The following is a 23,907-nucleotide window of genomic DNA, read 5'->3' on the forward strand; positions in this document are numbered from 1 at the left end:
TATGTTTCAATTTTCTTCTATGTATTTCACTACTCTATCTATATTTCCGCTTTCATATTCATCATGTGTTAATTCGAAACACTCATCCTTATTAACACTGCTATAGTCTATATACCTAGCAATATCTTCCGGAATTAAAAACAAGTTTACTCCTTCTCGTTTCAGCGATTGTAAATCTCCATGATTGACATCAACAATTACTTCCGCTTCCCAACTTTTCGCTTCAATCACAGACTGTAAATTCTCTTTTAATACAGTACTTCTCTTTTTCTTTAAAATGTTAAAATGCCCATCATGCCCAATCTGTGAATTTCTCCCATTCGTTACATAGGGTACAATAGCTATTTTTTTTATCATTAACTTGTCCTCCTTTTCCACTTCTTATAACTTTTAATTTATACCAACAACTTCAGATTGAACAAAATCGCTGCGCGATGGCCTTCCAAGGCTATTGCACAGTTTCTTACTTTAGTTTTCTAAAAAAGCAGTGACAGGATTCTCCCAAGATAGTATTGTTTAAGTACCACCAAAAACAAACTTCAAATACGGGCTTAGTTCCCTACCACTGCCTATGAAAAGAATACCATTTTTCCACCGTTTCTACAAGCGGTTTTATCAAGCGAATGCTCCTCCGTAAAGGCATGTGGAACTTATAAAATTTCATTTATTTTACGGAGGATATTTTATGTACGAAGATATTTATAATCAAATCAAACTCGCTGCGGAAAAGAAAAATTTAAAGCCATCCACAGCTAATGCCTACTGTCATACGATTAGACATTTTTTAGATTATACAGGGAAGCCATGGGATGAACTGATTATTGATGACGCGGATGCTTTTTTAACTGCAAAAAGGTTATCTGGAGTCATGCCGGAAACTTATAATCATTATTATTCTGCTATACGTTTTATGTATAAAAGAATCTTAAAACTATACTGGGACGAAGATGAAATCGCCCGCATGAAACGCGATCGGGCTCTTCCTGTTGTTCTTTCAAAGGATGAAATCAATTCTATTCTTGATGCAACTAAAAATTTGAAACATAAAGCAATGATTGCAACCATGTATTCTGGTGGACTTCGTGTATCAGAAGTGGTACATCTGCACTATGACGATATATCCAGAAGTAATAAGTCTATTCATATACGCAATACCAAAAACCGAAGAGACCGATATACTATTCTTGCCGACCGTACACTGGATTTACTTACAGAATACTGGTTTCAATGCGGTAAACCAAGGGATATACTGTTCCCAAGTCAATGGACTCACAATTACCTTGATATTTCAAGTGTAAATCAATTCTTAAAAATAAGTGCAAAAAAGGCTGGCATTACGAAACATTTTTCTTCTCATACTTTCAGGCATAGTTTTGCAAGCCATCTTTTGGAAGCGGGTTGTGACATTAAATATATTCAAGCATTATTAGGACATACAGACCCAAAATCCACAGAAATATATCTTCATGTGAGTAACAAAACACTATTGGGAATTAAAAGTCCTTTTGACGTGCAGGAGGATTAGGCATGGAAAATCCAACTGTACAGGATATATTTCACTCTTTTTATCTCAAATATCTGGACAGATATACACCTTCTGCGGAACAGGCAAAAGTTTCACACTCCATTATGAACTGCAAGACCGGCGCTTATGGAGCAAATGTCAGTGTTTGTGAAGATTGTGGCCATCTTCAGATTCACTACAATTCCTGTCGTAACAGATGCTGTCCTATGTGTCAAGCTCTTCCTACCGAAAAGTGGATGGATGCCCAACGGGAAGACGTTTTGGAAGCACCTTACTTCCATGTGGTATTTACAGTCCCTCAGGAACTGAATCCTTTAATCTATTGTAACCAGAAGCTCCTGTATAATGCCTTGTATCATTCTGTCTCTTCCACGATAAATGAACTTGCTGAGGATGAAAAATATCTGGGTGCAAAGGTCGGATACATCTGTATCCTGCATACATGGGGATCTGAAATGAATTTCCATCCCCATATCCATGTCATTCTTCTCGGTGGTGGATTGACTGCTAAGAATCAGTGGCGCGATAAAGGTGAAGAGTTCTTTTTCCCTGTTAAAGTGTTATCTAAACTTTTCCGTGGAAAATATCTGGATGAACTGAAAACTTTATGGAAAAATAAAAAACTTCAATTTCACGGAAGCAGTGAAAAATACCGGAATCACTATGCCTTCAAAGAGCTGATAAATATCTGCTATGAAAAAGACTGGATTCCACACTGTAAGAAAGCCTTTAACGGTGCACAGTCTGTTATTCATTACCTTGGTAAGTACATACACAGAATTGCTATCAGTAATCGCCGTATTATCCGCATGGATGAAGATACTGTCACATACTATGTGAAGGACTACCGTGAAGCAGGTAAATGGAAAGAATTGACTATCCCCGGAGTTGAATTTATCCGTAGATTCCTTATGCACGTACCACCGAAACGATTTGTCCGGATCAGACATTATGGTCTGCTGTGCACCCGAAGCAAAACCAAACAACTTACACTATGTAGAAATCTTCTTGGCTGCAGGCAATATCTGTCTCGACTGAAAAATATGAAAACAGCTCAAATATTGGAAACACTTTATGGAATCAAGGTTTCTGTTTGTAAATGCTGTGGAGGACATCTCGGAACCCCTCAGCAACGGATACCTTTACGGATTTAAAAACCAATAATTAAATATTTTTACGAAGCCGCAGAAATGAGGCCTGTTTGTTGTGGAAAAATATCTTTTTCTATAAAGAAATCTGATACAATATTTTAATCAAAACAGTTTTTTTCTACAAAAGAAACGAATTGAAACTCCATATATTCCGGCTATCCGGACACGACTTTGTTCACTATAGAAAAATCGAAATTGGTGCAAACGACAGGGCAGTTTATCAGCAATCTATAAGCTGCTTTATCGTTTACACCAACTTCGATTGGTTTCTAATCAATTTGTTGCTCACATTATACTCTATCAACCTAAAGAATGGAAGATGTTTTCCTGCTCCCTAAAACAAAAGCACCTGCCATTTTCAAAGTGAAAACAGCAAGTGCCTTAAAGTTCCATATCCTGTTTTTTGCTTTTCACCGGAATTGTCCGGCTGACTTCACGCTCTGCCATTTCTTTCTTTTTGCGGCTCAACTGCTCTATAATGGAACTTTTGGCTTTCTTCTTGATTTGCTCCGTTCCGGCTTTTTTGTCCTCTGGTTTCATCAGCGTAGTTTGGATTTTCTGAATGGTTGATTTCATAGCATTTGTGATTCTGGCAATCACGCCATCCAATCGTTTCGTTGCATACTCGATTTCTTTGAAGCCTTCCGCTTAGGGGAGAGAACCCATGCTTTAGACTACTCCACCAGCTTAATATCCTCCTTGTGCGTTTCCAGTTTCACAGTATCAGCAACGACCTCAACCGTCTTGTCATAGGTAATATCGGCAACCTCGTCCAGCAGAGCTTCCACATCTTCAATCTTCATCGTGAGTTCTTCCAATTTTTGCTCCTGTGCTGCCACTTGCTCCAAGCCTTTTCCTGTTGTGGGGCAATCTCTCCATATTGATTTTCACAGTCGAACACATGACGCTCGTGAATATGAGGGGGGCTTTCATCCAAGTGCAGCGCCCAATTCAGGATATGGACATGAGAGCCGATTTCACATGAGTTCCTCCTTTTCTTTTTGATTTCCCCGACAGGAGAGACGGGCAGCGAAGCTGATTCCTTGCGACTTTCTGCGTCAAGTAATATACCCAGTACTAAGTGGCGAAACGCCCCTTACCTGGGCAAGGCTGCCGCCCTTGACCTGCACAGGGGTATTGCATTCCCTGTACCCATGCACAAAGAGTTGCACCCTCTGTACTCCCGCCCGAACAAACTGACTTCGCCCTGTCCCAAGCTCTGTCAGTTCCTTCGGTTTCTTCATCTGACCTTGACGGTTATATTCAGTTGCGGCAAAATCATCTTTATGAATACCATTTTCCCAATACAGATTTAAGTCATATAGTTTACCATTATCCTTTTCTTCCACAACAACATTGTAACATTCTAACTTATTTGATGATTCTATATTTGAACCTTTTACTACAATCCCTTCCGTTATTACTGCTCCTTTGCTTACCACAATCGGAATATCCATCAACGCTGATAATCCAAAACTGCAACTTACAAAAATCATATTAGAAATCACTATCAAATTGATAAGAAAGTCAACTATTCTTTTCCGTTTTTTTAGCATATCTCTTAGACGACATTGTATCATCCTGTCTGGATTAAATCTAATCCACCCTTTTCTTATATATCTCACTAATAAATATCCTACAAACGCATAGATGATAAAAACTTTTCCATAAAACATTAACAAAAATAAATTCCAATTCATATTACTCCCCCTCTCTACTATGCAGTAAATTTGAATATAATGAAATTTATTGTGTTATAAGAAATTGTACTTCAACAACATAAAGAATGGAAGAAAAAATTTTGTGTACAGAGTTCCTGTTCAAGCCTTGTAACGCACATTTCCGCAAAATCCATATTCCCCGATAATAGGTTCTTTCTTCGTCACGATTTCAACCTCCCTTCATTTTGTTGTTTGTAACGCTTCTTTTTTCTATCTTCCTGAATTATAGCCCTTTTGATCAGTTACTACAAAATAATTGACATTATGAAAATTGATTCCTCATATTTGTCTTTAACTCAAAATATACCCCTTAGTAAATATTATGAAGTAGGCAAGGTCACAAGGGAAAAGTTGCCTTGTGACCTTGCCTTACAAGTATTTAAATTTATAGCCAATTCCAGCGACACTCTCAATATAGTTTGGAAGATTCTGTCTATACAATTCATAAGTAAAAACACCTTTGGGCTTTGTAATAAACAATATATCAAACTCTTTGCTTGTCAGGTTAATAATCAGTTTTCTTACTACACGAAAGTAAGAAACAAGGCGAGTGTAACAATTCCCACCATCAACAGCGCCAAAAAAACGCTGATTGCTGTGGATGCGATATTGATAACGCTGCGGCTTTCCTTGCTCCGTACACATACTATTGAAAGAATCAGACCCAGCAGGACAAAAGCAATATTGCCCCAGCCCAAACAGTTCGGATTCCGTTTGACAGAGAAAAGTGCAGGAGCGACGGGACAAGGGCTGTCAGCGCAGGATGCTCACAATGAGCGCAGCTATACTTATTGATTGAAATTTTTTCTTTTCCATAATTTTACCTCATTTCTTTTTTCCCAAATTGGGTAACCGCCAGTGCAAAAAACAGACCGAACACCACAATCGCACACGGCAGGAACGGAAACATCGAAAAAACAGCATCGGAAGTTTCTACTGTAAAATCATGAAGAGAACAGGATACAAGATAGCCACTGTAACAGTACGGGTAAACAATCCACAATGGCGTATTCGCAACCAATACACCGGGAATAACAAGCAGCAAATTCAACCCTACAGAAAGAAGTGGCTTTTCAAACAGTACGGTGATTGCCCACATGGCCGCAATGCAAGGCAGCATTGTTAGAAACAGTCCCAAGCACCATTTCAGCAGATACAGGATCGGTAAGATTTCTGTTACTCCCATCGTCTGTGTCGCAATCAATCCGGCGATTACGAACACGACAAGAAACACTACCATTTCCATGAACAGATAAAAGGTAAGCACACAGAATTTCGCAATAGATAATGTGCTGCGACTGACCGGCAACACCAGCATTTTCAGAATCCCGTTATTTCCTGTTTCCCGTCCCGCAATCATCACACAGACTACAATCATGCTAAACGGGAGCAGATAGTAAGCGTAGACAAGCGCACTTTGAATGAACATGGCAGGCCACGCATTGGTAGTGATTTCCGGTGTAAAGTAGTTGCTCAAACTCGCAACCCCGGAAATCACTACCAATAAAGGTGCAACGAAAATCAGGGGTACGATTTTGGATCGTCTTACTTTCATAAACTCGATTTTTAGTAAATCCCAAAAGCTCATTTCTTACCCTCCCTCCTTACTCGTAACGTCTGTACTTTGCCAACCACAAGCCCACTGCAAGGAACAACAATGTTTCTGCCAAAGCAACAAAAGTAACCATCGGATCGGGCTGGGCGCTCATGGCTACTGCCGGTTTTAGAATAACCACAAAAGGATGTACCAGCAAAAGCGTCAGTCCCGAATTTGCAAGAGCCATACCGCTTAGGAAACCAGCAACACCAATTCCAAGCGACACCCACATATTTTCAAAACGAGAGGAAATCAGCAGCATAAACGACAACACCGGCATGGATGTGAGAAAAGAGTATCCGGCAAAGCGCACCAGCATACCCATTTCAAATGCTCCCTCCGGCAAGTACGTCATGCCAATCTGTGCAAGTGTCAAGTTTTGCAGCACGATTGCAACAAAAAATATAACTGTCAAAATCAGGAATTTGCACAGGTACATAGCCGAGACACTCACAGGAAGCATATACATCTTCTTAACCGCACTTCCTTTAAACTCCATGTTGTAGATCATGCAGGTAGCAACCACAATACCGAACAGGTTCAGCACCATAATCATACCGTAAAGCTGGGTTAGCAAAACATCCATCGGGTCCAACGGCAGATTCAGAAGTGTGTCTTTTCGCACAAGGAAATTAACAAACGCGTAGGTGGCTCCCAAGACACCAACAGCCAGCAGCACGGGAATCACGCCTGTTCGCTTTTCTTTCCGAAGTTCGATTACCAGCGTTTTCATAATTTTGCCCTCTGCTTTCTGTCCATGTTGTCTTTCTCAACCATAGAAAGGAACACATCCTCCAGATTATCTGCAGCGAAGCCGGATTGCAGAGCATATTGTCGCAGATCATTCATGCTGCCCTCAAACAGCAATTGTCCGTGGTTTAGAATCCCAATGTCATCCGCAATCAATTCGATTTCAGACAGCATATGAGACGAGATCAGCACCGTGCAATCATAAAGGTCTGGCAAGGATTTTACTAAATTACGGATCTCGTGGATACCAGATGGGTCAAGTCCATTGGTAGGTTCATCTAGAATCAGTATCGGCGGACGCCCCAACAGCGCCCCGGCAAGACCCAAACGCTGCTTCATTCCCAGTGAATATTTCTTTGCCAGCCGATCACCAAACTCGGTTAGCCCCACTAGCTCCAGAGCATCTTCCACTTTGGCTTTTGGCAACCCCAAAATGCGACGGATAATATCAAGATTTTCCCGCCCGGTCAGGTTTGCATAGAAAGATGGCGCTTCGATGAATGAACCGATCTCTTTGAGAATGGCAATCCGATCCCCCGGAAACTGCTTCCCATCAATGGTAAAGCTGCCCTTTGTCGGTGCAGTCAGGCCCAGCAGCATTTTCATGGTCGTGGATTTTCCCGCACCGTTGGGGCCGAGAAAACCATAAATGCTGCCCTTGCGAATATGAAGTGAAACATTGTTGACCGAAGTGAAGTTCTTGTACTTCTTTGTCAACTGTTCCGTTGTAATGATATAGTCCATAGAAACATCTCCTTTCGATATTTTTATGTTACAACTTCAACCTGACATCTACATTCTCCTGTTCTTACTTTTACCTTACTTTTTAAGAAGCGAGACCGCAAAATGGACAGCTTATGATATAATAGAAACAAAGAAATCAGATTGGAGAGAATGCTATGGACAATTCTTTTTTGCATAGTAAAAGGCTCCTGTTGGTAGATGATGAGCAGGAGTTATTGAAAATGGTAACAGATATATTGAAAGATGCAGGATTTGAAACTATCCTTACCGCTATGTCAGTCAAAGATGCCGTTCTAACTGCCAAAAATGAAAATCCAGATTTAATTGTTTTGGATGTTATGCTGCCAGATGGGGACGGCTTCGCTCTGATGCAGCAGCTCCGTACCTTCACCAATGTGCCGATCATTTTCTTAACAGCAAAGGACGAAGCGACAGACAAATTATCAGGATTAGGGCTTGGTGCAGATGATTACATTTCAAAGCCTTTCATGCCGCAGGAATTAGTGTTGCGTATCTATGCAGTATTACGTCGAACCTATAAAGAGGATTCACCACTGCTTGTTTTAGATGGGTGTACGATTGATTTCAGTAGAGCCGAAGTCCAGAAGAAGGACAAGATTATTTCTCTGACTGCCAAAGAACACGCTTTGTTGGAAACTCTCGCCCGTAATGCTGGAAAAATTGTAACTGTAGATGCGCTTTGTGAATCACTATGGGGTGATAATCCTTTTGGCTACGAAAACAGCCTCAATGCTCATGTCCGACGCATCCGGGAAAAAATTGAAATTAATCCATCAAAACCTGTATCCCTGATAACTATTAAAGGCTTAGGCTATAAGCTGATAGCAAGGAAGTGATGTCATGAGATCATTTGCAAGTTACATATCGAAACACCTTGCATCTTTTGTTGCTTTTATCCTGATATTACTGTTTCTTAACACGGTAGTATATAGTCTAACTTTTCAAAAGATTATGACTGCGGATTATAGGAATTCTTCCCCGCAATCCATGTTGGAAATGACTGCTGATGCCGCCACACCGGAGCAATTATCGGACAATATGATACAAAAACTTCGGCAGAATCATATTTGGGCAATTTATCTAAATGCTAATGGGCAGAGTTATTGGTCGGTTGATTTGCCCGACGAAGTGCCAGAAAGTTACACTATTCAAGATGTCGCATTGTTTTCAAAAGGGTATATTGAGGATTATCCTGTTTTTGTCTGGAACACCAATGATGGACTGTTGGTATTGGGGTATCCGAAAGACAGCTATACAAAACTCACCAGCAATTACTATTCCATTGCAGCACTTCGACGTCTCCCTATCTTTGTGCTTGGAATGTTGGGATTAGATGTTCTGTGCCTATTTTGTGCCTATTATTTCTCCAAACGCAAAATCATTCGTAATATCGAACCGATTGTATCGGCTGTGGAAACTCTGGGAGACGGAAAGCCTGTTTCAGTTTATATCAGCGGCGAATTATCGAAAATCGCAAATAGCGTGAACAAGGCTTCTTCTATTTTGAACAGACAAAATGAGGCGAGGGCGAACTGGATCAGCGGTGTTTCTCATGATATCCGCACACCCCTCTCCATGATTATGGGATATGCAAATCGTATTGCAGAAAACGAATCTGCCAACAAAACCATCCGAGAACAGGCAGAAATAGTACAGAAACAAAGTGTAAAGATCAAAGAACTGGTACAGGATTTGAATTTAGTATCGCAGTTAGAATATGAAATGCAGCCGCTTCATAAAGAAGTGGTTCGCTTATCCAAACTGCTGCGCTCCTACGTGGCTGACCTATTGAATACGGGGATTTCCGATAGCTACATTATTGGAATTCAGATTGATCCTGATGCCGAAAATGCTGTGTTGGAATGTGATGCTAGATTGATTTCACGAGCCGTGAATAATCTCGTTCAGAATAGTATGAAGCACAATCCGCTGGGATGTAGGATTCTGTTATCTTTAAGCCAAACGAAAAATATCCCTCAGCTTATTGTGCAAGACGATGGGGTAGGACTCTCTGAGAAAAAACTACAAGAACTAAAAGAAAAACCTCACTATTTAGAATGTACAGATGAACGCTTGGATCTTCGACATGGACTGGGGCTTGTTTTGGTTCGACAAATTGTGGCAGCACATGGAGGTACTATGACCATTGATAGTAAGATTAACTGTGGATGCAAAATCACTCTAATTTTTAGCTCTACGGATTCTATTCAAAATCTCACATAAATTAGGTATGAAATCATTTTGAATATTTATTAATGATAAAAAAGTGTCTTCGACACTTCAACTCACCTGCCCCTCAATCTTGAGGGGTTGGGGGTTTCTTTTTTTCCTTATTTTCCCTCATAATAGACTTATGAATATTTTACAAAAGATTTTTAAACACCATTTTGAGGAAATGATTTATATTCAACACCCTCGCGACTCTGTCATCGAAAATGTAGAAAAAATGATTAATTGTGGTGATCCTTCTTTTGGTGGTGCCATGTATACCTGCCCTTCCTGCGGAAATTTCAAATTTGTTCCTTTCCGTTGTCATTCCCGCTTTTGTCCTACCTGCGGTAACATGTATTCCATTGACAGAACTACCTCTATGTCCTTTAAGATCATCAATGTCCAGCATCGCCACTGTGTCTTTACCATTGCCAGAGAACTCCGTCCTCTGTTTTTAAGTGACCGCTCTCTTTTGAACTGCCTTTTCTCTGCTGTTAACAGTGTTGTCACACGCATGTTCCATAAAGATAATAAATCAGAACTCTTTACTCCTGGTTTTATCTGTGTCCTTCATACCTTTGGCAGAGATTTAAAGTGGAACCCTCATATCCATTGTCTAATTTCTGAAGATGGCATTGGTAATTCCCTTCACTGGCGTCACAAAAAACATTTCAACTATACATTTTTACGTGATTCTTTCCAAACCGCTCTTTTGAATGACTTACATTCCAAAATCGGCGACTCTTTCAAAAAACTAAAAGCTTCTATCTACACTGATCATAAAAATGGTTTTTACGTTCGAGCTATCCCCAATAAATGCAACCCTTCTCAGGTAATCAAATACATTGGTCGTTATCTTGGCAGACCTGTCATTGCAACATCACGCATTGATTCTTACGACGGTGAATTTGTTACTTTTCATTATAATCGCCATGAAGACGAGAAACTGGTCACCGAGACCCTCCCCGTTCTTGACTTCATGGCTCGACTTACCCAGCATATCCCGGAAAAGCATTTCAAAATGATTCGTTATTACGGTATTTATGCCAGGCATTGTAAATCTGACCGATATCTTCACAGGGCTATCTCAAAAGAAAAACACAAAATACTTCTCTCCTTTAATCGGTGGCGTGAGTCTATCCCTCATTCCTTTGGATATGATCCATTAAAATGCCCTTCTTGCGGTACAACCATGATTTTCCTTGAGTTATATTTCAATCACAAACCTGTTCCTTTGCATGAATTGTATGAAAAAGTTATGCGAAAGCATCATTGCCGCTCTCCTGCCTCCTCTTCTTTTCTTTCACAGTCTCTTATTACATGGTACAATCAACGTATCTACTATAGAAATGGAGGCGATCACTATCAAACGAATCACTGAGGCAGAACTTGCAAAGGAACTTCGGGAACAGTATATTAAAAATCCTCCAGAAGGCATAACCTCTGACGAAGTCCGCGACATGAGCGCGGATGATCTTCTGGATATGGATTATTTCTTACACGAATTTGATGATCTGGATGATGACGATTTCGGCGAAGAAGGTTTTTATATCTTCTAAACTAAAACCGTCTGTTTTCCATGCCCGCCTTTGTGCGGGCTATTTTCATTTCAGAGTTCGGCAAAAGTCGAACTTTCCTATAAAGCAAGAAAAGCAGGAAATCTAAAAAAGATCTCCTGCTTCCAGTTTCTTATTCTCCGTATACTGACAGGATACAAGCACACGCTCTAGATGGACAGGCTTCCCATCCTCATATTCTACAGTCATACGTTACATTTTCCCTCCTACCCTTGTGAAATGGACTTTCGGAATAATATCCAGGTGCTGGTGAAATAACAGATCAATAAGGCAAACAAAATAATCAAAATAGTTCCTACTTGCTGCAACAATTTCCAAGCGCCGATATACGTTCTAATCTGTATGGAAAATCCAATAAATAAAAACAGTATAAATGCACTGGATATGAGAAGAGCCACCATAACAGGGACTCCGAACCAAATCCCTAATTGTTTTAATACCAACCTGCGGATATGGTTTTCCTCCACTCCCATATTCCTTAAAACCTGAAAACGATACCGATACTTTCCAGAATCAGATAATTGCTGCAGAGATAGAATTGTAAAACATATAACAAATAAAATAATTGCACTATAGATCAATCCTGTCTGTACAATGAAAATCAATGCAGAAGTATCATTTCTTTCAATTGTTTTTGTAGTGACAGAATAAACCTCCTGTCCATCCATCGGCATATATTCATCAAAATAATCCGTTAATTGTTCGGCGTCTGCATAGGAAAGAGGACTTTCTGTCATGATATACCGATAAGAATTTGCGACCGTCAGCTTATCACACGTCAAATCAGGTAGAATCAGAACAACATTTTGATTACTGTATATTACTTCTCCTAGTTCCTCTGTTTTCGGTTCAATAGCAGAAAGAATCAGTTCTCCATTATCTGTAGCGATCCTATCGTACTGGGTTTCGAAAGTTTCTATCGTACTTTTCGGTGTAATGGATAACCACTGTGTTGAAAATTCATTTTCAGCAAGAGAAATTTCCTCATATCCAAACATTTCCATCAAGTGGTTATAATCAGACAAGGAAATAGCTGTAATTGCACTCTGCCCATGAACATCCGAAGTTTTCAAAAAGTATGTTGAAAAAGTACAGTTGTCTTTCAAAGTGATGTGCTTTTCCTCAAAAAATGAATCCAAAAATGCGTAATCTGTTTCGGGCAATAATTTTACATTCTCTGCAGCTGTATAGTCGGAATCAATCTGAATATCATACACCACTCTCTTATCTAAAAATCCCTGTGCCCATTCCACCAAGAACGGGGTAAGTAAAAATAGGGAAATAGATAATGTCAAAGTCAAACAGATCAACGTCATTGATAGTGTATTTAATCCTAATTTTGATAAAATCTGTCCGAAGAAAAACAGATTTTCTTCTTTATACTTTACTCGTAGACTATGATTTTTCAAGACCAGAAGTCCATCACTGAATACAACAAAAAATACACTGACAAGAAATATCAGACACCAGATGATAAATGCCAGATATAAATTAAATGCCCCCTTATCCATCGGAAGGGCAAAATACATTTTCCAGACAGGAAGCAGACTTACGGTTATCATTTCTGCAAATCCGACCAATCCAACCATAAGCAGATATTTTACATGGCTGCAAGATTTTCGTATCTTCTTTTCAGCAATTCCCAAACCTACCATAACAAAAGGTATTACAATACTGATTAAAACCCATATTTGAATTGCTGTTTGAAACTCATCAGTAAGGTAATAAGTCAATGTCCTGATACTATAAATCCCCATCAGAAAAAACAAAATAAAATTAACTTTTAAAACCTTCTCCACCCATTTATGAGTTGTGGAAAATGCTTCATTTTTTCGATCTGCATGAAGCATATCAATGATTTTTATCTTTCTGATAGTACGAATCTGAAACAGTCCTACGATTGCAAAACAAGCGCCAAAAAAGAAAACGGTCAGGAACACCGTATCCGGAAACAACATAAACGAAAACACAAATGGTTTCTGAAAAACCTGCAACAACATGGCAGTAATAAATTGTGAGAAAATGACTCCCAATACAATTCCTAACACCAGTGAGAAAAGTCCCATTACCAATGTTTCTATAAAGAAAAGACCGGCAATCATTGATTGCTCCATTCCCATGATACTCTGCACTGCGAATTCTTTTTGCTGATTCCTTATCATAAACCGATTGACATACTGCACCAGAAAAATCAAAAGCATGGTAATTAATATAATCACCAGCAACATTCCGTCTCCTAACACCTCCAGATTAAACTCCGCACCAATATCTGGTCTATAATAACGGCTGGTAATCGACAAAAATGCGTAAAATAAGGAGATGCAGGCAGTTAGTGTCATAATATAAATCAAATAATCTTTTATAGAACGTTTTACATTTTTAAATGCCAATCTAAAGTACATCACTTACCCCGCCTCCCATCATGGTAAGAACATTCAGGATTTTATCAAAAAATACCTTACGGGTGTCCCTGCCTTTTAAGATTTCAGTGAAAATTACACCGTCACGTAAAAATAAAATCCGATTGGCATAGCTTGCCGAAAATGCATCATGTGTAACCATCAGAATGGTTGCACCCAGATTCTCATTCATACTCTGCATGGTAGATAAAAGCATCTGAGATGAGTGGCTGTCCAAGGCCCCTGTCGGTTCATCCGCCAAAATCAGCTTCGGGTGATTGATAATTGCTCTGGCACAAGCACATCTCTGCTTCTGTCCACCGGAAACCTGATATGGATATTTGTCCAAAATATCGGCAATATTCAGACTTTTCGCAATCTCTTCCACTCTCGGTTCTATTTCCCTGACCGGAATGTGGTTAATCGTCAGGGCCAGAGCAATATTCTCACTAATGGTTAAAGTATCCAGCAGGTTAAAATCTTGAAAAATAAATCCCAGATTTTCTCTCCGAAACTTTGCAATCGCCTTTTCTTTTATCTCAGTTACATCTGTACCATCCAAATAAATATGCCCTGCGCTTACCGTATCTATGGTAGAAATGCAGTTCAGCATCGTTGTTTTTCCTGAGCCTGATGCGCCCATAATCTCTAGAAATTCACCTTCCTGCACAGAAAAATCAATATCCTGAATCGCTTTTGTTACATTGCCTTCATTTCCATAAAATTTTTGAATATGGTCTAATTTTAAAATTTCTTTCATGATACTCACCTCGTCTTTTGATATTATCATTGTAACGGATTTCTGCCTGTGTTTGTATCAAGTTTTCTAACAAACTTCTAACAAAAATGTAAGAAATGCAGGGCTTTTCTTAGCCCTGCACCTGATGAATAAAATGATTGATTTGAAAGGACAGAATCATCGTCGTTCCTGTCTCTCCTGACTGGGCGGAAATTCCAATTCCCAGCTTGTCACAAAGTCTTTTGCAAAGATAAAGTCCGATACCGGTTGCATTTTGCCGGATACGTCCATTTTGCCCGGTAAAACCTTTCTCAAAAATACGGGGCAGATCATTTGCAGAAATTCCTATTCCATGATCTTTTACAAAGAGAAAAATCTGATCTCCCTGCACCTTGGTATAAAAGTGCAATGCGGGATGCTCCCGACTATATTTTACAGCATTGACAATCAACTGATCCAGAATAAACCGGAGCCATTTGTCATCCGAATAAACCGTCAGTTCACTCTCTTCCGTCTCTAAGGCAACCTGATTCTGCAATAAAAGATACTTGTTATCTGCAATCGCCTGATGCACCACATCAAATAACCGGATTTCCTGAACAGAATAATCCTTTTCCGTATATTCACTACGGGCATAGTAAAGCGCCTGTTCTGTAAAGCGATTGGTTTTTTCCAGTTCCCTCATCAATTCTCTGGTAAAAGGCTCTTTATGATTTTCACACAATAGTTTCATTGCAGTAATCGGTGTTTTGATTTCATGAATCCACTGCTCAATATATTCCCGGTACTCCTGTCTCTCCCTTGCTACTGTTCCAATCTGTTCCAGCATAGATTTGGACGCCATTTTTAAGAGTTGAAAATAAACCTGTTCTTCGGCATGTTCCGGTTCCGGAAGCATCTCTGATAACAAGTATTTTTCTTCCAGTCCTTCTGCCATCTTTACTAATCTGTTTAATCTCCTTTTTCGCTGATGATAGGTAAACGTCAGTACACCAGCCAGTAACATCGTCCAGATGATAAGAATCACTGCAATACTATCTACATTATTTCCTACAAAGAACAGAAAAACCGATAACAATACCATACAGACGATATTGATGATGAAAATAGGGATTTTGTCTTTCCAATACTGTTTTCCATTCATAATGTGTACCCCTGACGGTGTTTCGTTTTAATAAAGTCTTTAACACCAATCTTTGATAGTTTTTCTCTGATACGTCCAATATTTACACTCAATGCATTATTATCTACATAGAGCTGATTGTCCCATAAATATTCAACCAGATCTGCTCTCGTGCAAATGGTTCCGGCATGTTCAAATAGATAGTACATAATCTTCAGTTCATTTTTTGTGAGTTCTGTCTGCTTTCCTTCCGCTTCGATTGTTCCAGTCTCTAAAGATAAAGAAACACCTTGATAAGTCAGATGTCTGCTTTGTATATCAGGATAAGCACGTTTCAGCAAGGAAGTAATTTTTGCAAGTAAAATGGCTGTGTGATAGGGCTTTGTGATAAAAGCATCTCCTCCAAGCATAATACTGTTCAATTCATCCATATCCGTATTGCAGCTGGTAACAAAGATAATCGGAGCCTGTGAAAAACTCCGAATGCCAGAACAAATGGTAAACCCATTTTCTTGCGGTAATTTAATATCCAATAAAATCAGATGTGGATTTATTTTTCGCACTTGTTCTGTTACATCAGAAAAATCTTCAATAACAGACGTGTGATATTTATTTCCCTCCAGTACTGTTTGCAGTTCTTTACGGATCACTGGATCATCTTCAATAATTAAAATTTCTGTATTCATAACAATCCTCCTAAACTGCATTATAACATAATACAGCTAAAATTGGAGCAAGTTTCCCTGCCCCAATTCGTTTTATTCCATTGCTCGCATTTCCACCTGTTTCAATCTAACATCATACACATCTATAAAAATTACTAAGAATCTTTCCTAATTTCTTGAGATTAACTTAGTCATAATTCTCATAAGTTATACCCGAAATTACCATAAGTGCTATACCCGATCCAATCATAATCCACTGTAAAGGAAGAATATCCGCCAAAGGGCCAAACATAGCCATACCAATCGGTAAAAATCCAGCATACATCGTGCCAAGTAATCCAAATACACGCCCCTGCATACATATGTCTGTTTTCTCTTGTAAGATAGTAGTAATTACTGTTTGTACTACTGTTAATGCAATACCATAGCATACCATTAGGGCAAGATAAAGAATAAAATTATTTGAAATGCCCATTCCAATTGCCAAAGAGCCAAACACAAAAAGTCCTCCTGCTAAAGTTTTTCCTCGATTCTTAACTCCACTCCAAGTACTCATAATAACTCCTCCTGCCATCATGCCTAAAAAACCGACTACTTCTACTGCAGTAAGATGCCAGTAAGTATCACCGAATACCCGTCGGACAAGAAGTCCTGCCAGATACCCTGCCGGAACACAAAAGAACGTGAATAAGCCGTAAATGATTAAAAGTTTTCCGATCAGCCTGTCCGAAAAAGCGTATTTCATACCAAGTTCCATATCAGAAACGGCACTTGCTTTTTCAACAGAAGTATTCTGTTTCGGAAGGGTCAAGCAAGACAGTAGCCCTGTTCCTAAGACCGCCGTTATAATGTCTATCATAAGTGTCATCCGCAATGTGCTGATTGTAAAAAACACACCTGCCGCCGCTGGAGCTACAAAATTTACAATAGACTGCATTGTTACGTAGATGCCATTGTACCGCATAAGCTGATCTTCCGGGACAAGTTGTGGGATGACGGCATTGACTGCTGGCATTTGTATTCCGGCTCCCAAAGACCGAATAATCGACATAACAAGCAAACCTCCAAGCAAAGTAGATTCGGATGAAATCTGAGGAATTGCCAATACCATTATAAAAGTGGCAACTGCAATCAGCAGGTCTGCGCCTATGATCAATTTTTTTCTGTGATATCGGTCTGCCCACACACCACCTAGAAATGAAATCAGAAATTGTGGCAAATAGGAGCAGACTGTAAATGTAGCTACCCAAGTGCCGCTGGATGTTTGCATAGTTGCATACCAGACAAGTGACATTTGAACAAGCGTAGAACCAAAGAGTGTGATACATTGGCTGGTTAAAAAAAGAAGTATTCTTTTCTGCCAACCGCTGTGTTGCGTGTCATTCATTTTTCATATCCTCCTGTTTTTTAGGGAGGAACACAAAGCGCTGCGTAGGATATCCAAATTCTGTCAGCAATTCTTTTTCAGCAAATCCAAGTTGCAATAACATATCCCGATATCCTGTATCTGCCTTATCCTGTTCACGATAGGTTGTTGTACTTATTTCCTGTCCTGGAAGATATGTTTTCAATAAAGCATCTAAGAATAATTTTTGAAGTCCGCGATTGCGATATTGTGGATGTACTCCAAGAAATTCTATGCTGCCTGGAGAGTAGGTAAATGTTAATGCTCCAATTAGAGTATTTCGATCTCTTAATACAAGCGCTCGTTTCTCGGCAATACTTTCTTCCAGCTTAGCTAAGTAATCACCTTCATCCATCATAGGATACCCATCGATAACAAGCCACATTAAGTTCATCCAATCAGAAATATCTTTCTTTTCTGCTAAACAAATATCCTGCGTTGTGAATTCCATATCCGCGATTTCTTTATGTAAAGTAAAGCGCAACTGCAGAGGATAAAAATTCTGTTTTTCACGATATTCCGCAGGCGGTGATTTATACATAGATTTAAAAGCCATTGAAAACGATTGCTGACTTTCATAACCACAGATAAAGGATATTTCAATAATCGGTTTATCAGAAAAAATCAGTAGCTTTGCTGCCTCTGTAAGCTGGCGGCGTTGCACATAGTCGTGGATTGTCATTCCTACGGTTTCAGTGAATAATCGGTGCAAGTGATATTTTGAATAGTGGACAGCCTCTGCAACTGTTTCTAATTCCAGTTTTCCATCAAGATGATTTTCAATAAAGTCAATGACAGCCTCTATGCTGATGATTGATTTCTTACCCATTCGTGTTTCCTCCTTTCCCTTACGCATGATAACAAAATTCATGTAGAATCTTTTAATAATTATTGCGGAAATTTAAACAGAAACATATTGGAAGAATCTTTCCGAAAACAGCAGCACCCATGATACCAAGAAACTCTCCTGCCTCCACAGAAAAACTATTTTCTTACACACCTCTAACAAAAATGTAAGAAATGCAGGGCTTTTCAGCCCTGCACAAGAAAGTGGTTGATACGAAAGGAACGTATGGCAAGACCAATACCGGTAGAACTTTTAACATTCCGGCCATTCTGACCGGTAAAGCCTTTTCCAAATACACGGGGCAGATCAGCTGCTGTAATCTTTATATCATTCTGTCGCAGCAGCCTATCCGCAATACAACCTAGCTTTTTACTCTTCCGAGTCTTTCTGATATTCTAATATATCCCCCGGCTGGCAATCCAGCACTTTGCAAATGGCATTCAACGTAGAGAAACGAATAGCACTTACTTTCCCTGTTTTAATTTTAGATAAGTTGACATTTGCAATACCAACCTTTTCCGCGAGTTCATTTAGGCTTATCTTTCTATCCGCCATCATTCTATCAAGTCTTAAAATTATTGCCATATCAAATCTCCTTTATATCATTTCATCTACTTCTTGCTGTAACTCACATCCATAATCAAAAATGAGGGAAATACAGAACAAGATAAGGGCGAATAAGCCACACATAAAGAAGGATAAAAATGCCATTTTAAAGACAGAGAGTACGGAAAAAACAGCGAAAATCAAAACATACATTGCAATTTTTCGTATCTGAATGGCTGTTTTGGCTGTAAAAGGAGAATTTCCTTTGCCAATACATCCAAATATTCTTTTAGCATTATATAGTGCTAAAAAGATACAGATAAACTCTCCAAGGCAACAAAAGAAGAAGAATACGCATTGCCCAAAGCTAAGAGATTGTCCCGCCTGAACAGCAGTTCCCCACGCCTCACGGAACATTTCCGGAGAAAAAAGCTGAGTGCAAACGATAACCATAATTCCAATCAATAGCGATACACTTAATATACCGAAAATAATGCAGCCAATGTTAAGAAGTATGGAGATAAAACGAGCAGATTTTTTCAAAGTTTTTTGTTTCATAAGATGTAGATCCTTTCCTTTCAGTTCTTAACTCACAGTATAGCATCATTTTTATCTTTGTCAATTATAATTTAATGATAAACGTAAAATATTTTACTTTTTGCACTGTTTTTGTACAATCATTCCATTTAGTTCTTCCCGAATATATTGGAAAATCCGCTCATCGCCACTCTTCGTATCAAAAATTGTTTCTAAATGTTTATACAGATAAAAGTATAGTCCCACCCCTGGAAATAAGAGAAATATCGTAGGAAAGCTGCTTCCTGCTATAAAAAAATAGCTACAGTCATTGCTGTAAGAAAGAGCAATGTCAAAATTTTTATCCTTGGAAGAATACGGAATATGCCAATGATCCGCATGCCATACGCTTCTTCGCTAACCGTTCCTTCAAATAAAATTCCATTGCTTTTCATAATCCCGGCAGACGCTTTCAGTCGAATACAATCATTTGAAAAATCTGATAATATTTGATGACGGTATGCTTCATTTTCTATGCAAAGAGGATAAGTGGTTTCTTTTAATCTCCGACGTAATGTTTCCTTTTGAAGCGGAATCACAATTTCATACTTCGTTTGCTCCGTGTTGTCCCTCCATTCCATCCCACTCGGAAAAGCGATGCAGTTCTTTTTCATTTATAGTCCCCCTCTTTTTCTTTCTCAAGCCAACAAAGCAGCTCTTGATAGCCTGGATATAGAGCATCTACAAACGTGAGTTTTTTCCCGTTTTGATAAAAAATAATTTTCTCATTGTTTTCCCCTGTGAAACGATATACAATATCGTCTCGGTGAAAGTCTACCTTTTGAAACAACGTTTCTATCCGCATGTATGCACCTTTGATCAGTATCCTCTTTTCCCTACAATAAAGTCGCAGAAAACCAAAGAGCAACGCACATACACTAATCAGCAATGCATAGATTGTATCAACACCTGTCTGAAACGCTTGCGTGACGAATCCAAATATACCAAGTGCACCGAAGATTCCACAAACCCAGAAAAATACTGAGATTAATCGCAATAATATCGGAGGCATCTGTATCAAAATAACATTTTCTTTTTTAGAATACGCATTGACATATTTCTGCTTTCTACTGAAAAAAAGTAATGCTCCAAATAAAAGTATCCAGACTACTGCAGTACTGATCCGGACCGATTGTGATATGGAATTTATTTTCTCAGACCAAGACTCTGCTTTTTGAGCGGAAGCATTAGTCTTTTTGCAGGAAAGTAACACACCTGCTTTGGAATGTGGAAGATATTCTGCTGAAATCACATCCCCGGTCGCAATCCCGTTTTTTCCATAAAGGCTGATCTTTATAGTAGTTCCTTTTTGATTCTGAATAGAAATATTGTAAGCTTCCCATTTGTTTTTTGATTGAATATTACTTCCCTCTTCTACGACTCCTTCAAAAAAAGTGAACTCATCCTTGAGTGCGTGAGGAAAATCAGCTGCTGCGGGAAGTAGCGCACGAAAGAAAAGAAAGGAACTCAGAAAAAGGACAAGGATATTAAACAATATTTCCAGAAAATGCTTTTTCTGTTCCAACAACTTTTTTAATTTACATTCAATCATCCCTTCAAAAGAAAACCGAAAAAATCCTTTCCGGCAATAATGGATACAGAGCCAGAGAAGGATTCCAAAAACGAGTATATATTTTCCATAAAAAATAACCAAAAACTGTTCTTTTGACATCATAAAGATTTCTCCCATCCAACACACAATTTTTCTGTCAAAAAATTTACAGAGCAAACAGTATATGAAATAGTATGCAAGTATTATAACATTTTCAAGGAAACTATTCCAATAAAAATATTCCAAAACGTATAAATGCTTTCTCATCAATGTTTTCTCATAAAACACTGTACATACACTCTATTTTGTGCTATACTTTACATCGCATTTATAAAATCAGAAGGGATTTCTTACCCTCTGGACTGGTTCGTGAACTTCCCAGTATAAAAAACCAAGTATCTCATACTGTAGCTCTCTGAGCACAGAATCAAAAAGTAAAGGAGATTGGAGAATGAATGCTAAAAAAGTCATTATTGACTGTGATCCCGGGATCGATGACGCACTTGCGCTGATGTTGGCACTTTGCTCACCTGAATTAGAAATTTTAGGGATCACAGTTGTCTCTGGAAATGTACCGGCAAAAAAAGGTGTGGCAAATGCTAAAAAAGTCCTTCACTGGATGAACCGCCTGGACATTCCTGTTTATCTTGGAGAAGAACTGCCACTTGTCCGCCCTTACGTGGATGCCATGGATACCCATGGGGAAGACGGTCTCGGCGAATCTCATTACCCTGAAATTACTAATCAAATCATGGATGAAAGTGGTGTGGAGTTTCTTACCCACACACTGAAAAATGCTGCCCAAACTGATGACCCAGTGTCGATCATTGCACTGGGCCCTCTTACAAACCTTGCAAAAGTGATCCAAGAGGATCCGCAAAGTCTTGCCGGACTTGAGGAATTGATCAGCATGGGTGGAAGTTATCAAAGTCACGGAAACTGTTCACCTGTTGCAGAATACAACTACTGGTGTGATCCTCATGCAGCAGAAATCGTATACCGTGCATTTGAAGACCTGCCTGTCTGCCAGGATAAAAAAATTCATATGGTCGGATTAGATGTGACAAGAAAAATTGTTCTGACTCCCAACATCTTAGAATATATGTGCTATGTGAATCCACAGATAGGTGAACGGATCCGAAAGATTACCCGGTTCTATTTTGACTTCCACTGGAAACAGGAAGGTGTCATCGGCTGTGTTATCAATGATCCGCTTGCGGTGGCCTATTTTGTCGACCGTACACTCTGCAGTGGTATCGATGCCTGTACGAGAATTGCAACAGACGGACTTTGCATCGGTCAGAGTGTCGTAGATGGATTTGATTTCTGGCATGGACACAAAAACAGTCACGTTCTGACCAAAACTTCTCCTCTGGCATTTATGCAGATGTTTTTTGACAGAGTTCTTGGAGTACATCCTAAGGTAAGCTGTTCTGTCTTAGAGCAGATTATGAAAGGAGACTCACAATGAGAAAATTTTCGACAAATAAGCTTTGTCTTCTCGCACTTTGTTCTGTAATCAACCTCATCGGAGGGCATATCGCGCTGCTGTTTCGGCTTCCGGTTTATCTGGATTCTCTTGGCACTGTATTCGCAGCAGCTCTGATGGGACCTCTTTCGGGAATGATCCCGGGGATTATAAGCAATCTCATTGGAGGCGTGACTACTGATATTTATGCTCTTTATTACTTACCTGTTCAGATGATCACCGGTGGGATTGCAGGACTTCTCTTTCAGAAAATATCATTTCATGAGAGGAAAAGATTGATAAAAATCCTGCTTGGAGCAGGAATCGTCAGCATTCCTGGAACCGTCATCAGTTCTTCCATCACCGCGATCGTGTTTGGCGGAATTACTTCTTCCGGATCCACACTTCTGGTGCAACTGCTCCATCATCTTGGTCTGGGATTAACTGCCAGCGTCTGTATCGTACAAGGATTGACAGACTATGCAGACAGAGCCATTGTTCTTGCTTTAACGGTTGCTCTGCTGGCTGTAGTTCCTTCTTCCATCAAAATAGCTGCAGATAAGGAGAAATCTCATGGAAAGGTATAATAAGATCACCAATAAAAATCCCCGCGAAATCGTACTTCTGAAAGGCAAACCATGTGCCTGGGGCAAATGCCGATTCTGTGATTATATTGACGATAATTCCCGGGATATTGATACAATAAATGATTTAAACTATGAAATTCTCTCTCGTGTCACAGGAGAACTCGGAGTGTTGGAAGTTATCAACTCTGGAAGCTGTTTCGAACTTCCAAAAGAAACATTAAAAATGATCAAAGATATCATCATCGAAAAGCAGATTCACCGTCTATTTTTTGAAGCTCACTGGATGTATCGGAAACATTTGCAAAAAATGCGGGAGTATATGGGAATTCCAATTACTTTTAAGATTGGTGTAGAGACATTCAATCGAAGTTTTCGGGAAGACTATTTAAATAAACATGCTAATTTCGATTCCCCGGAAGAAGTCCGAAGATACTTTGACTCCCCGTGTCTGATGGTTGGGATCAAAGGACAGACAAAAGAAATGATTGATTATGACATCCAAATGCTGAAGACGCATTTTGAACTAGGAACGGTCAATGTGTTTACAAATAACAGTACCGATGTAAAAAGAGATCCGGAACTGGTAGACTGGTTTATGAATAAATATGCGTATCTTTTAGAAGATCCAAGTGTAGAAGTGTTATATGAAAAGACAGATTTTGGTGTAGGGGACTGAGAATAACTCTCGTCCCCTATTTTAAAA

Annotated in this window: 25 protein-coding genes, 2 pseudogenes and 1 riboswitch; of the genes and pseudogenes, 10 read left to right on the plus strand and 17 right to left on the minus strand. The window is 39.3% G+C overall.

What is annotated here, in order from left to right; genetic code table 11:
* Nucleotides 1–6 precede the first annotated feature (6 nt).
* Nucleotides 7–357: a hypothetical protein gene (locus ACGG81_RS07355; RefSeq protein ID WP_009261893.1), complete on the minus strand. Its 351-nt coding sequence runs from the start codon at nt 355–357 to the stop codon at nt 7–9.
* Between the two features lie 328 nt (nt 358–685).
* Here ACGG81_RS07355 and ACGG81_RS07360 point away from each other — a divergent pair, with 328 nt between their 5' ends.
* Together ACGG81_RS07360 and ACGG81_RS07365 are read left to right on the plus strand one after the other, a co-directional pair.
* Nucleotides 686–1,525, plus strand: coding sequence for a tyrosine-type recombinase/integrase (locus ACGG81_RS07360; RefSeq protein WP_120091263.1), 840 nt, complete (start codon nt 686–688; stop codon nt 1,523–1,525).
* A 2-nt stretch (nt 1,526–1,527) separates the two neighbouring features.
* A complete protein-coding gene (locus ACGG81_RS07365; protein WP_390107600.1) occupies nt 1,528–2,679 on the plus strand; it encodes an IS91 family transposase in 1,152 nt (383 codons plus the stop codon).
* Nucleotides 2,680–3,057: 378 nt separating this feature from the next.
* Here the strand turns inward: ACGG81_RS07365 and ACGG81_RS07370 are convergent.
* Nucleotides 3,058–3,649: pseudogene (locus ACGG81_RS07370) on the minus strand (hypothetical protein); the annotation flags it as partial.
* A gap of 85 nt (nt 3,650–3,734) precedes the next feature.
* Nucleotides 3,735–4,376 (minus strand): hypothetical protein, encoded by a 642-nt coding sequence (locus tag ACGG81_RS14085; protein ID WP_409338802.1) that lies wholly within the window; start codon nt 4,374–4,376, stop codon nt 3,735–3,737.
* A 285-nt stretch (nt 4,377–4,661) separates the two neighbouring features.
* Here ACGG81_RS14085 and ACGG81_RS07375 point away from each other — a divergent pair, with 285 nt between their 5' ends.
* Nucleotides 4,662–5,192, plus strand: a complete 531-nt coding sequence (locus tag ACGG81_RS07375) for a hypothetical protein (protein ID WP_390107603.1) — start codon at nt 4,662–4,664, stop codon at nt 5,190–5,192.
* A gap of 25 nt (nt 5,193–5,217) precedes the next feature.
* On the opposite strand, the gene ACGG81_RS07380 is transcribed toward ACGG81_RS07375, so the two are convergent.
* Genes ACGG81_RS07380 through ACGG81_RS07390 form a run of 3 tightly spaced genes read right to left on the minus strand, consistent with a single transcriptional unit; the run spans nt 5,218 to nt 7,488 of the window.
* On the minus strand, nt 5,218–5,985 hold the full coding sequence (locus tag ACGG81_RS07380; RefSeq protein ID WP_120091260.1) for an ABC transporter permease: 768 nt from the start codon (nt 5,983–5,985) through the stop codon (nt 5,218–5,220).
* Between the two features lie 16 nt (nt 5,986–6,001).
* Nucleotides 6,002–6,727: an ABC transporter permease gene (locus ACGG81_RS07385; protein ID WP_390107606.1), complete on the minus strand. Its 726-nt coding sequence runs from the start codon at nt 6,725–6,727 to the stop codon at nt 6,002–6,004.
* Complete coding sequence (locus ACGG81_RS07390) at nt 6,724–7,488, minus strand: ABC transporter ATP-binding protein (protein ID WP_390107608.1); 765 nt, start codon at nt 7,486–7,488, stop codon at nt 6,724–6,726. Before ACGG81_RS07390 ends, ACGG81_RS07385 begins: the two co-directional genes overlap by 4 nt.
* A 155-nt stretch (nt 7,489–7,643) precedes the next feature.
* Between ACGG81_RS07390 and ACGG81_RS07395 the strand changes: the two genes are divergently transcribed.
* From ACGG81_RS07395 to ACGG81_RS07410, 4 genes are all read left to right on the plus strand, one after another.
* Complete coding sequence (locus ACGG81_RS07395) at nt 7,644–8,345, plus strand: response regulator transcription factor (protein ID WP_016440535.1); 702 nt, start codon at nt 7,644–7,646, stop codon at nt 8,343–8,345.
* 4 nt (nt 8,346–8,349) lie between these two features.
* Nucleotides 8,350–9,732, plus strand: coding sequence for a sensor histidine kinase (locus tag ACGG81_RS07400; protein ID WP_390107611.1), 1,383 nt, complete (start codon nt 8,350–8,352; stop codon nt 9,730–9,732).
* Nucleotides 9,733–9,862: 130 nt separating this feature from the next.
* The gene (locus ACGG81_RS07405) at nt 9,863–11,101 is read left to right on the plus strand and encodes a transposase (RefSeq protein ID WP_390107614.1); all 1,239 of its coding nucleotides are present in this window, start codon (nt 9,863–9,865) and stop codon (nt 11,099–11,101) included.
* A complete protein-coding gene (locus ACGG81_RS07410; protein ID WP_390107617.1) occupies nt 11,070–11,279 on the plus strand; it encodes a hypothetical protein in 210 nt (69 codons plus the stop codon). The genes ACGG81_RS07405 and ACGG81_RS07410 overlap by 32 nt, the downstream gene beginning before the upstream one ends.
* 224 nt (nt 11,280–11,503) lie before the next feature.
* Here ACGG81_RS07410 and ACGG81_RS07415 read toward each other — a convergent pair whose 3' ends face one another.
* The 11 genes and pseudogenes from ACGG81_RS07415 to ACGG81_RS07465 all read right to left on the minus strand — a co-directional run bounded on the left by ACGG81_RS07415 (nt 11,504) and on the right by ACGG81_RS07465 (nt 21,272).
* Entirely contained in the window at nt 11,504–13,699 is a 2,196-nt protein-coding gene (locus ACGG81_RS07415; RefSeq protein ID WP_390107619.1) for an FtsX-like permease family protein, read from the minus strand.
* A complete protein-coding gene (locus tag ACGG81_RS07420; protein WP_390107622.1) occupies nt 13,689–14,456 on the minus strand; it encodes an ABC transporter ATP-binding protein in 768 nt (255 codons plus the stop codon). Before ACGG81_RS07420 ends, ACGG81_RS07415 begins: the two co-directional genes overlap by 11 nt.
* A 109-nt stretch (nt 14,457–14,565) precedes the next feature.
* The gene (locus ACGG81_RS07425) at nt 14,566–15,579 is read right to left on the minus strand and encodes a sensor histidine kinase (protein ID WP_178027621.1); all 1,014 of its coding nucleotides are present in this window, start codon (nt 15,577–15,579) and stop codon (nt 14,566–14,568) included.
* Nucleotides 15,576–16,244: a response regulator transcription factor gene (locus ACGG81_RS07430; RefSeq protein WP_390107625.1), complete on the minus strand. Its 669-nt coding sequence runs from the start codon at nt 16,242–16,244 to the stop codon at nt 15,576–15,578. The genes ACGG81_RS07425 and ACGG81_RS07430 overlap by 4 nt, the downstream gene beginning before the upstream one ends.
* Nucleotides 16,245–16,410: 166 nt before the next feature.
* Nucleotides 16,411–17,610, minus strand: coding sequence for an MFS transporter (locus ACGG81_RS07435; protein WP_009261898.1), 1,200 nt, complete (start codon nt 17,608–17,610; stop codon nt 16,411–16,413).
* Nucleotides 17,603–18,457: a GNAT family N-acetyltransferase gene (locus ACGG81_RS07440; protein ID WP_390107628.1), complete on the minus strand. Its 855-nt coding sequence runs from the start codon at nt 18,455–18,457 to the stop codon at nt 17,603–17,605. The genes ACGG81_RS07435 and ACGG81_RS07440 overlap by 8 nt, the downstream gene beginning before the upstream one ends.
* Nucleotides 18,458–18,660: 203 nt before the next feature.
* Nucleotides 18,661–18,807 (minus strand): annotated as a pseudogene (locus ACGG81_RS07445) (sensor histidine kinase); the annotation flags it as partial.
* Between the two features lie 37 nt (nt 18,808–18,844).
* Nucleotides 18,845–19,060 (minus strand): helix-turn-helix domain-containing protein, encoded by a 216-nt coding sequence (locus tag ACGG81_RS07450; protein ID WP_008975645.1) that lies wholly within the window; start codon nt 19,058–19,060, stop codon nt 18,845–18,847.
* A gap of 12 nt (nt 19,061–19,072) precedes the next feature.
* The gene (locus ACGG81_RS07455; RefSeq protein ID WP_390107630.1) at nt 19,073–19,579 is read right to left on the minus strand and encodes a DUF2975 domain-containing protein; all 507 of its coding nucleotides are present in this window, start codon (nt 19,577–19,579) and stop codon (nt 19,073–19,075) included.
* A gap of 266 nt (nt 19,580–19,845) precedes the next feature.
* A complete protein-coding gene (locus tag ACGG81_RS07460; protein ID WP_390107633.1) occupies nt 19,846–20,211 on the minus strand; it encodes a hypothetical protein in 366 nt (121 codons plus the stop codon).
* Nucleotides 20,208–21,272, minus strand: coding sequence for a hypothetical protein (locus ACGG81_RS07465; protein ID WP_390107635.1), 1,065 nt, complete (start codon nt 21,270–21,272; stop codon nt 20,208–20,210). Before ACGG81_RS07465 ends, ACGG81_RS07460 begins: the two co-directional genes overlap by 4 nt.
* 233 nt (nt 21,273–21,505) lie before the next feature.
* Nucleotides 21,506–21,550: riboswitch (PreQ1 riboswitch) on the plus strand.
* A 50-nt stretch (nt 21,551–21,600) separates the two neighbouring features.
* Between ACGG81_RS07465 and ACGG81_RS07470 the strand changes: the two genes are divergently transcribed.
* From ACGG81_RS07470 to ACGG81_RS07480, 3 genes are read left to right on the plus strand one after another with little or no spacing between them, the layout of a single operon-like run.
* On the plus strand, nt 21,601–22,620 hold the full coding sequence (locus ACGG81_RS07470) for a nucleoside hydrolase (protein WP_390107637.1): 1,020 nt from the start codon (nt 21,601–21,603) through the stop codon (nt 22,618–22,620).
* Nucleotides 22,617–23,204 (plus strand): ECF transporter S component, encoded by a 588-nt coding sequence (locus tag ACGG81_RS07475; RefSeq protein WP_009261905.1) that lies wholly within the window; start codon nt 22,617–22,619, stop codon nt 23,202–23,204. Before ACGG81_RS07470 ends, ACGG81_RS07475 begins: the two co-directional genes overlap by 4 nt.
* Nucleotides 23,191–23,880: a radical SAM protein gene (locus tag ACGG81_RS07480; RefSeq protein ID WP_009261906.1), complete on the plus strand. Its 690-nt coding sequence runs from the start codon at nt 23,191–23,193 to the stop codon at nt 23,878–23,880. Before ACGG81_RS07475 ends, ACGG81_RS07480 begins: the two co-directional genes overlap by 14 nt.
* The last annotated feature ends 27 nt before the right edge of the window (nt 23,881–23,907 follow it).

The organism is Faecalimonas umbilicata, from assembly GCF_042846195.1.
In the GTDB taxonomy this organism is placed as follows: domain Bacteria; phylum Bacillota; class Clostridia; order Lachnospirales; family Lachnospiraceae; genus Faecalimonas; species Faecalimonas umbilicata.

Excerpts from the sequence above, each read along its gene's own strand:
- ACGG81_RS07355 (WP_009261893.1), bottom strand. The coding sequence starts at position 357 with ATGATAAAAAAAATAGCTATTGTACCCTATGTAACGAATGGGAGAAAT.
- ACGG81_RS07360 (WP_120091263.1), top strand. The coding sequence starts at position 686 with ATGTACGAAGATATTTATAATCAAATCAAACTCGCTGCGGAAAAGAAA.
- ACGG81_RS07365 (WP_390107600.1), top strand. The coding sequence starts at position 1,528 with ATGGAAAATCCAACTGTACAGGATATATTTCACTCTTTTTATCTCAAA.
- ACGG81_RS14085 (WP_409338802.1), bottom strand. The coding sequence starts at position 4,376 with ATGAATTGGAATTTATTTTTGTTAATGTTTTATGGAAAAGTTTTTATC.
- ACGG81_RS07375 (WP_390107603.1), top strand. The coding sequence starts at position 4,662 with ATGAAAATTGATTCCTCATATTTGTCTTTAACTCAAAATATACCCCTT.
- ACGG81_RS07380 (WP_120091260.1), bottom strand. The coding sequence starts at position 5,985 with ATGAGCTTTTGGGATTTACTAAAAATCGAGTTTATGAAAGTAAGACGA.
- ACGG81_RS07385 (WP_390107606.1), bottom strand. The coding sequence starts at position 6,727 with ATGAAAACGCTGGTAATCGAACTTCGGAAAGAAAAGCGAACAGGCGTG.
- ACGG81_RS07390 (WP_390107608.1), bottom strand. The coding sequence starts at position 7,488 with ATGGACTATATCATTACAACGGAACAGTTGACAAAGAAGTACAAGAAC.
- ACGG81_RS07395 (WP_016440535.1), top strand. The coding sequence starts at position 7,644 with ATGGACAATTCTTTTTTGCATAGTAAAAGGCTCCTGTTGGTAGATGAT.
- ACGG81_RS07400 (WP_390107611.1), top strand. The coding sequence starts at position 8,350 with ATGAGATCATTTGCAAGTTACATATCGAAACACCTTGCATCTTTTGTT.
- ACGG81_RS07405 (WP_390107614.1), top strand. The coding sequence starts at position 9,863 with ATGAATATTTTACAAAAGATTTTTAAACACCATTTTGAGGAAATGATT.
- ACGG81_RS07410 (WP_390107617.1), top strand. The coding sequence starts at position 11,070 with ATGGAGGCGATCACTATCAAACGAATCACTGAGGCAGAACTTGCAAAG.
- ACGG81_RS07415 (WP_390107619.1), bottom strand. The coding sequence starts at position 13,699 with ATGTACTTTAGATTGGCATTTAAAAATGTAAAACGTTCTATAAAAGAT.
- ACGG81_RS07420 (WP_390107622.1), bottom strand. The coding sequence starts at position 14,456 with ATGAAAGAAATTTTAAAATTAGACCATATTCAAAAATTTTATGGAAAT.
- ACGG81_RS07425 (WP_178027621.1), bottom strand. The coding sequence starts at position 15,579 with ATGAATGGAAAACAGTATTGGAAAGACAAAATCCCTATTTTCATCATC.
- ACGG81_RS07430 (WP_390107625.1), bottom strand. The coding sequence starts at position 16,244 with ATGAATACAGAAATTTTAATTATTGAAGATGATCCAGTGATCCGTAAA.
- ACGG81_RS07435 (WP_009261898.1), bottom strand. The coding sequence starts at position 17,610 with ATGAATGACACGCAACACAGCGGTTGGCAGAAAAGAATACTTCTTTTT.
- ACGG81_RS07440 (WP_390107628.1), bottom strand. The coding sequence starts at position 18,457 with ATGGGTAAGAAATCAATCATCAGCATAGAGGCTGTCATTGACTTTATT.
- ACGG81_RS07450 (WP_008975645.1), bottom strand. The coding sequence starts at position 19,060 with ATGGCAATAATTTTAAGACTTGATAGAATGATGGCGGATAGAAAGATA.
- ACGG81_RS07455 (WP_390107630.1), bottom strand. The coding sequence starts at position 19,579 with ATGAAACAAAAAACTTTGAAAAAATCTGCTCGTTTTATCTCCATACTT.
- ACGG81_RS07460 (WP_390107633.1), bottom strand. The coding sequence starts at position 20,211 with ATGAAAAAGAACTGCATCGCTTTTCCGAGTGGGATGGAATGGAGGGAC.
- ACGG81_RS07465 (WP_390107635.1), bottom strand. The coding sequence starts at position 21,272 with ATGATGTCAAAAGAACAGTTTTTGGTTATTTTTTATGGAAAATATATA.
- ACGG81_RS07470 (WP_390107637.1), top strand. The coding sequence starts at position 21,601 with ATGAATGCTAAAAAAGTCATTATTGACTGTGATCCCGGGATCGATGAC.
- ACGG81_RS07475 (WP_009261905.1), top strand. The coding sequence starts at position 22,617 with ATGAGAAAATTTTCGACAAATAAGCTTTGTCTTCTCGCACTTTGTTCT.
- ACGG81_RS07480 (WP_009261906.1), top strand. The coding sequence starts at position 23,191 with ATGGAAAGGTATAATAAGATCACCAATAAAAATCCCCGCGAAATCGTA.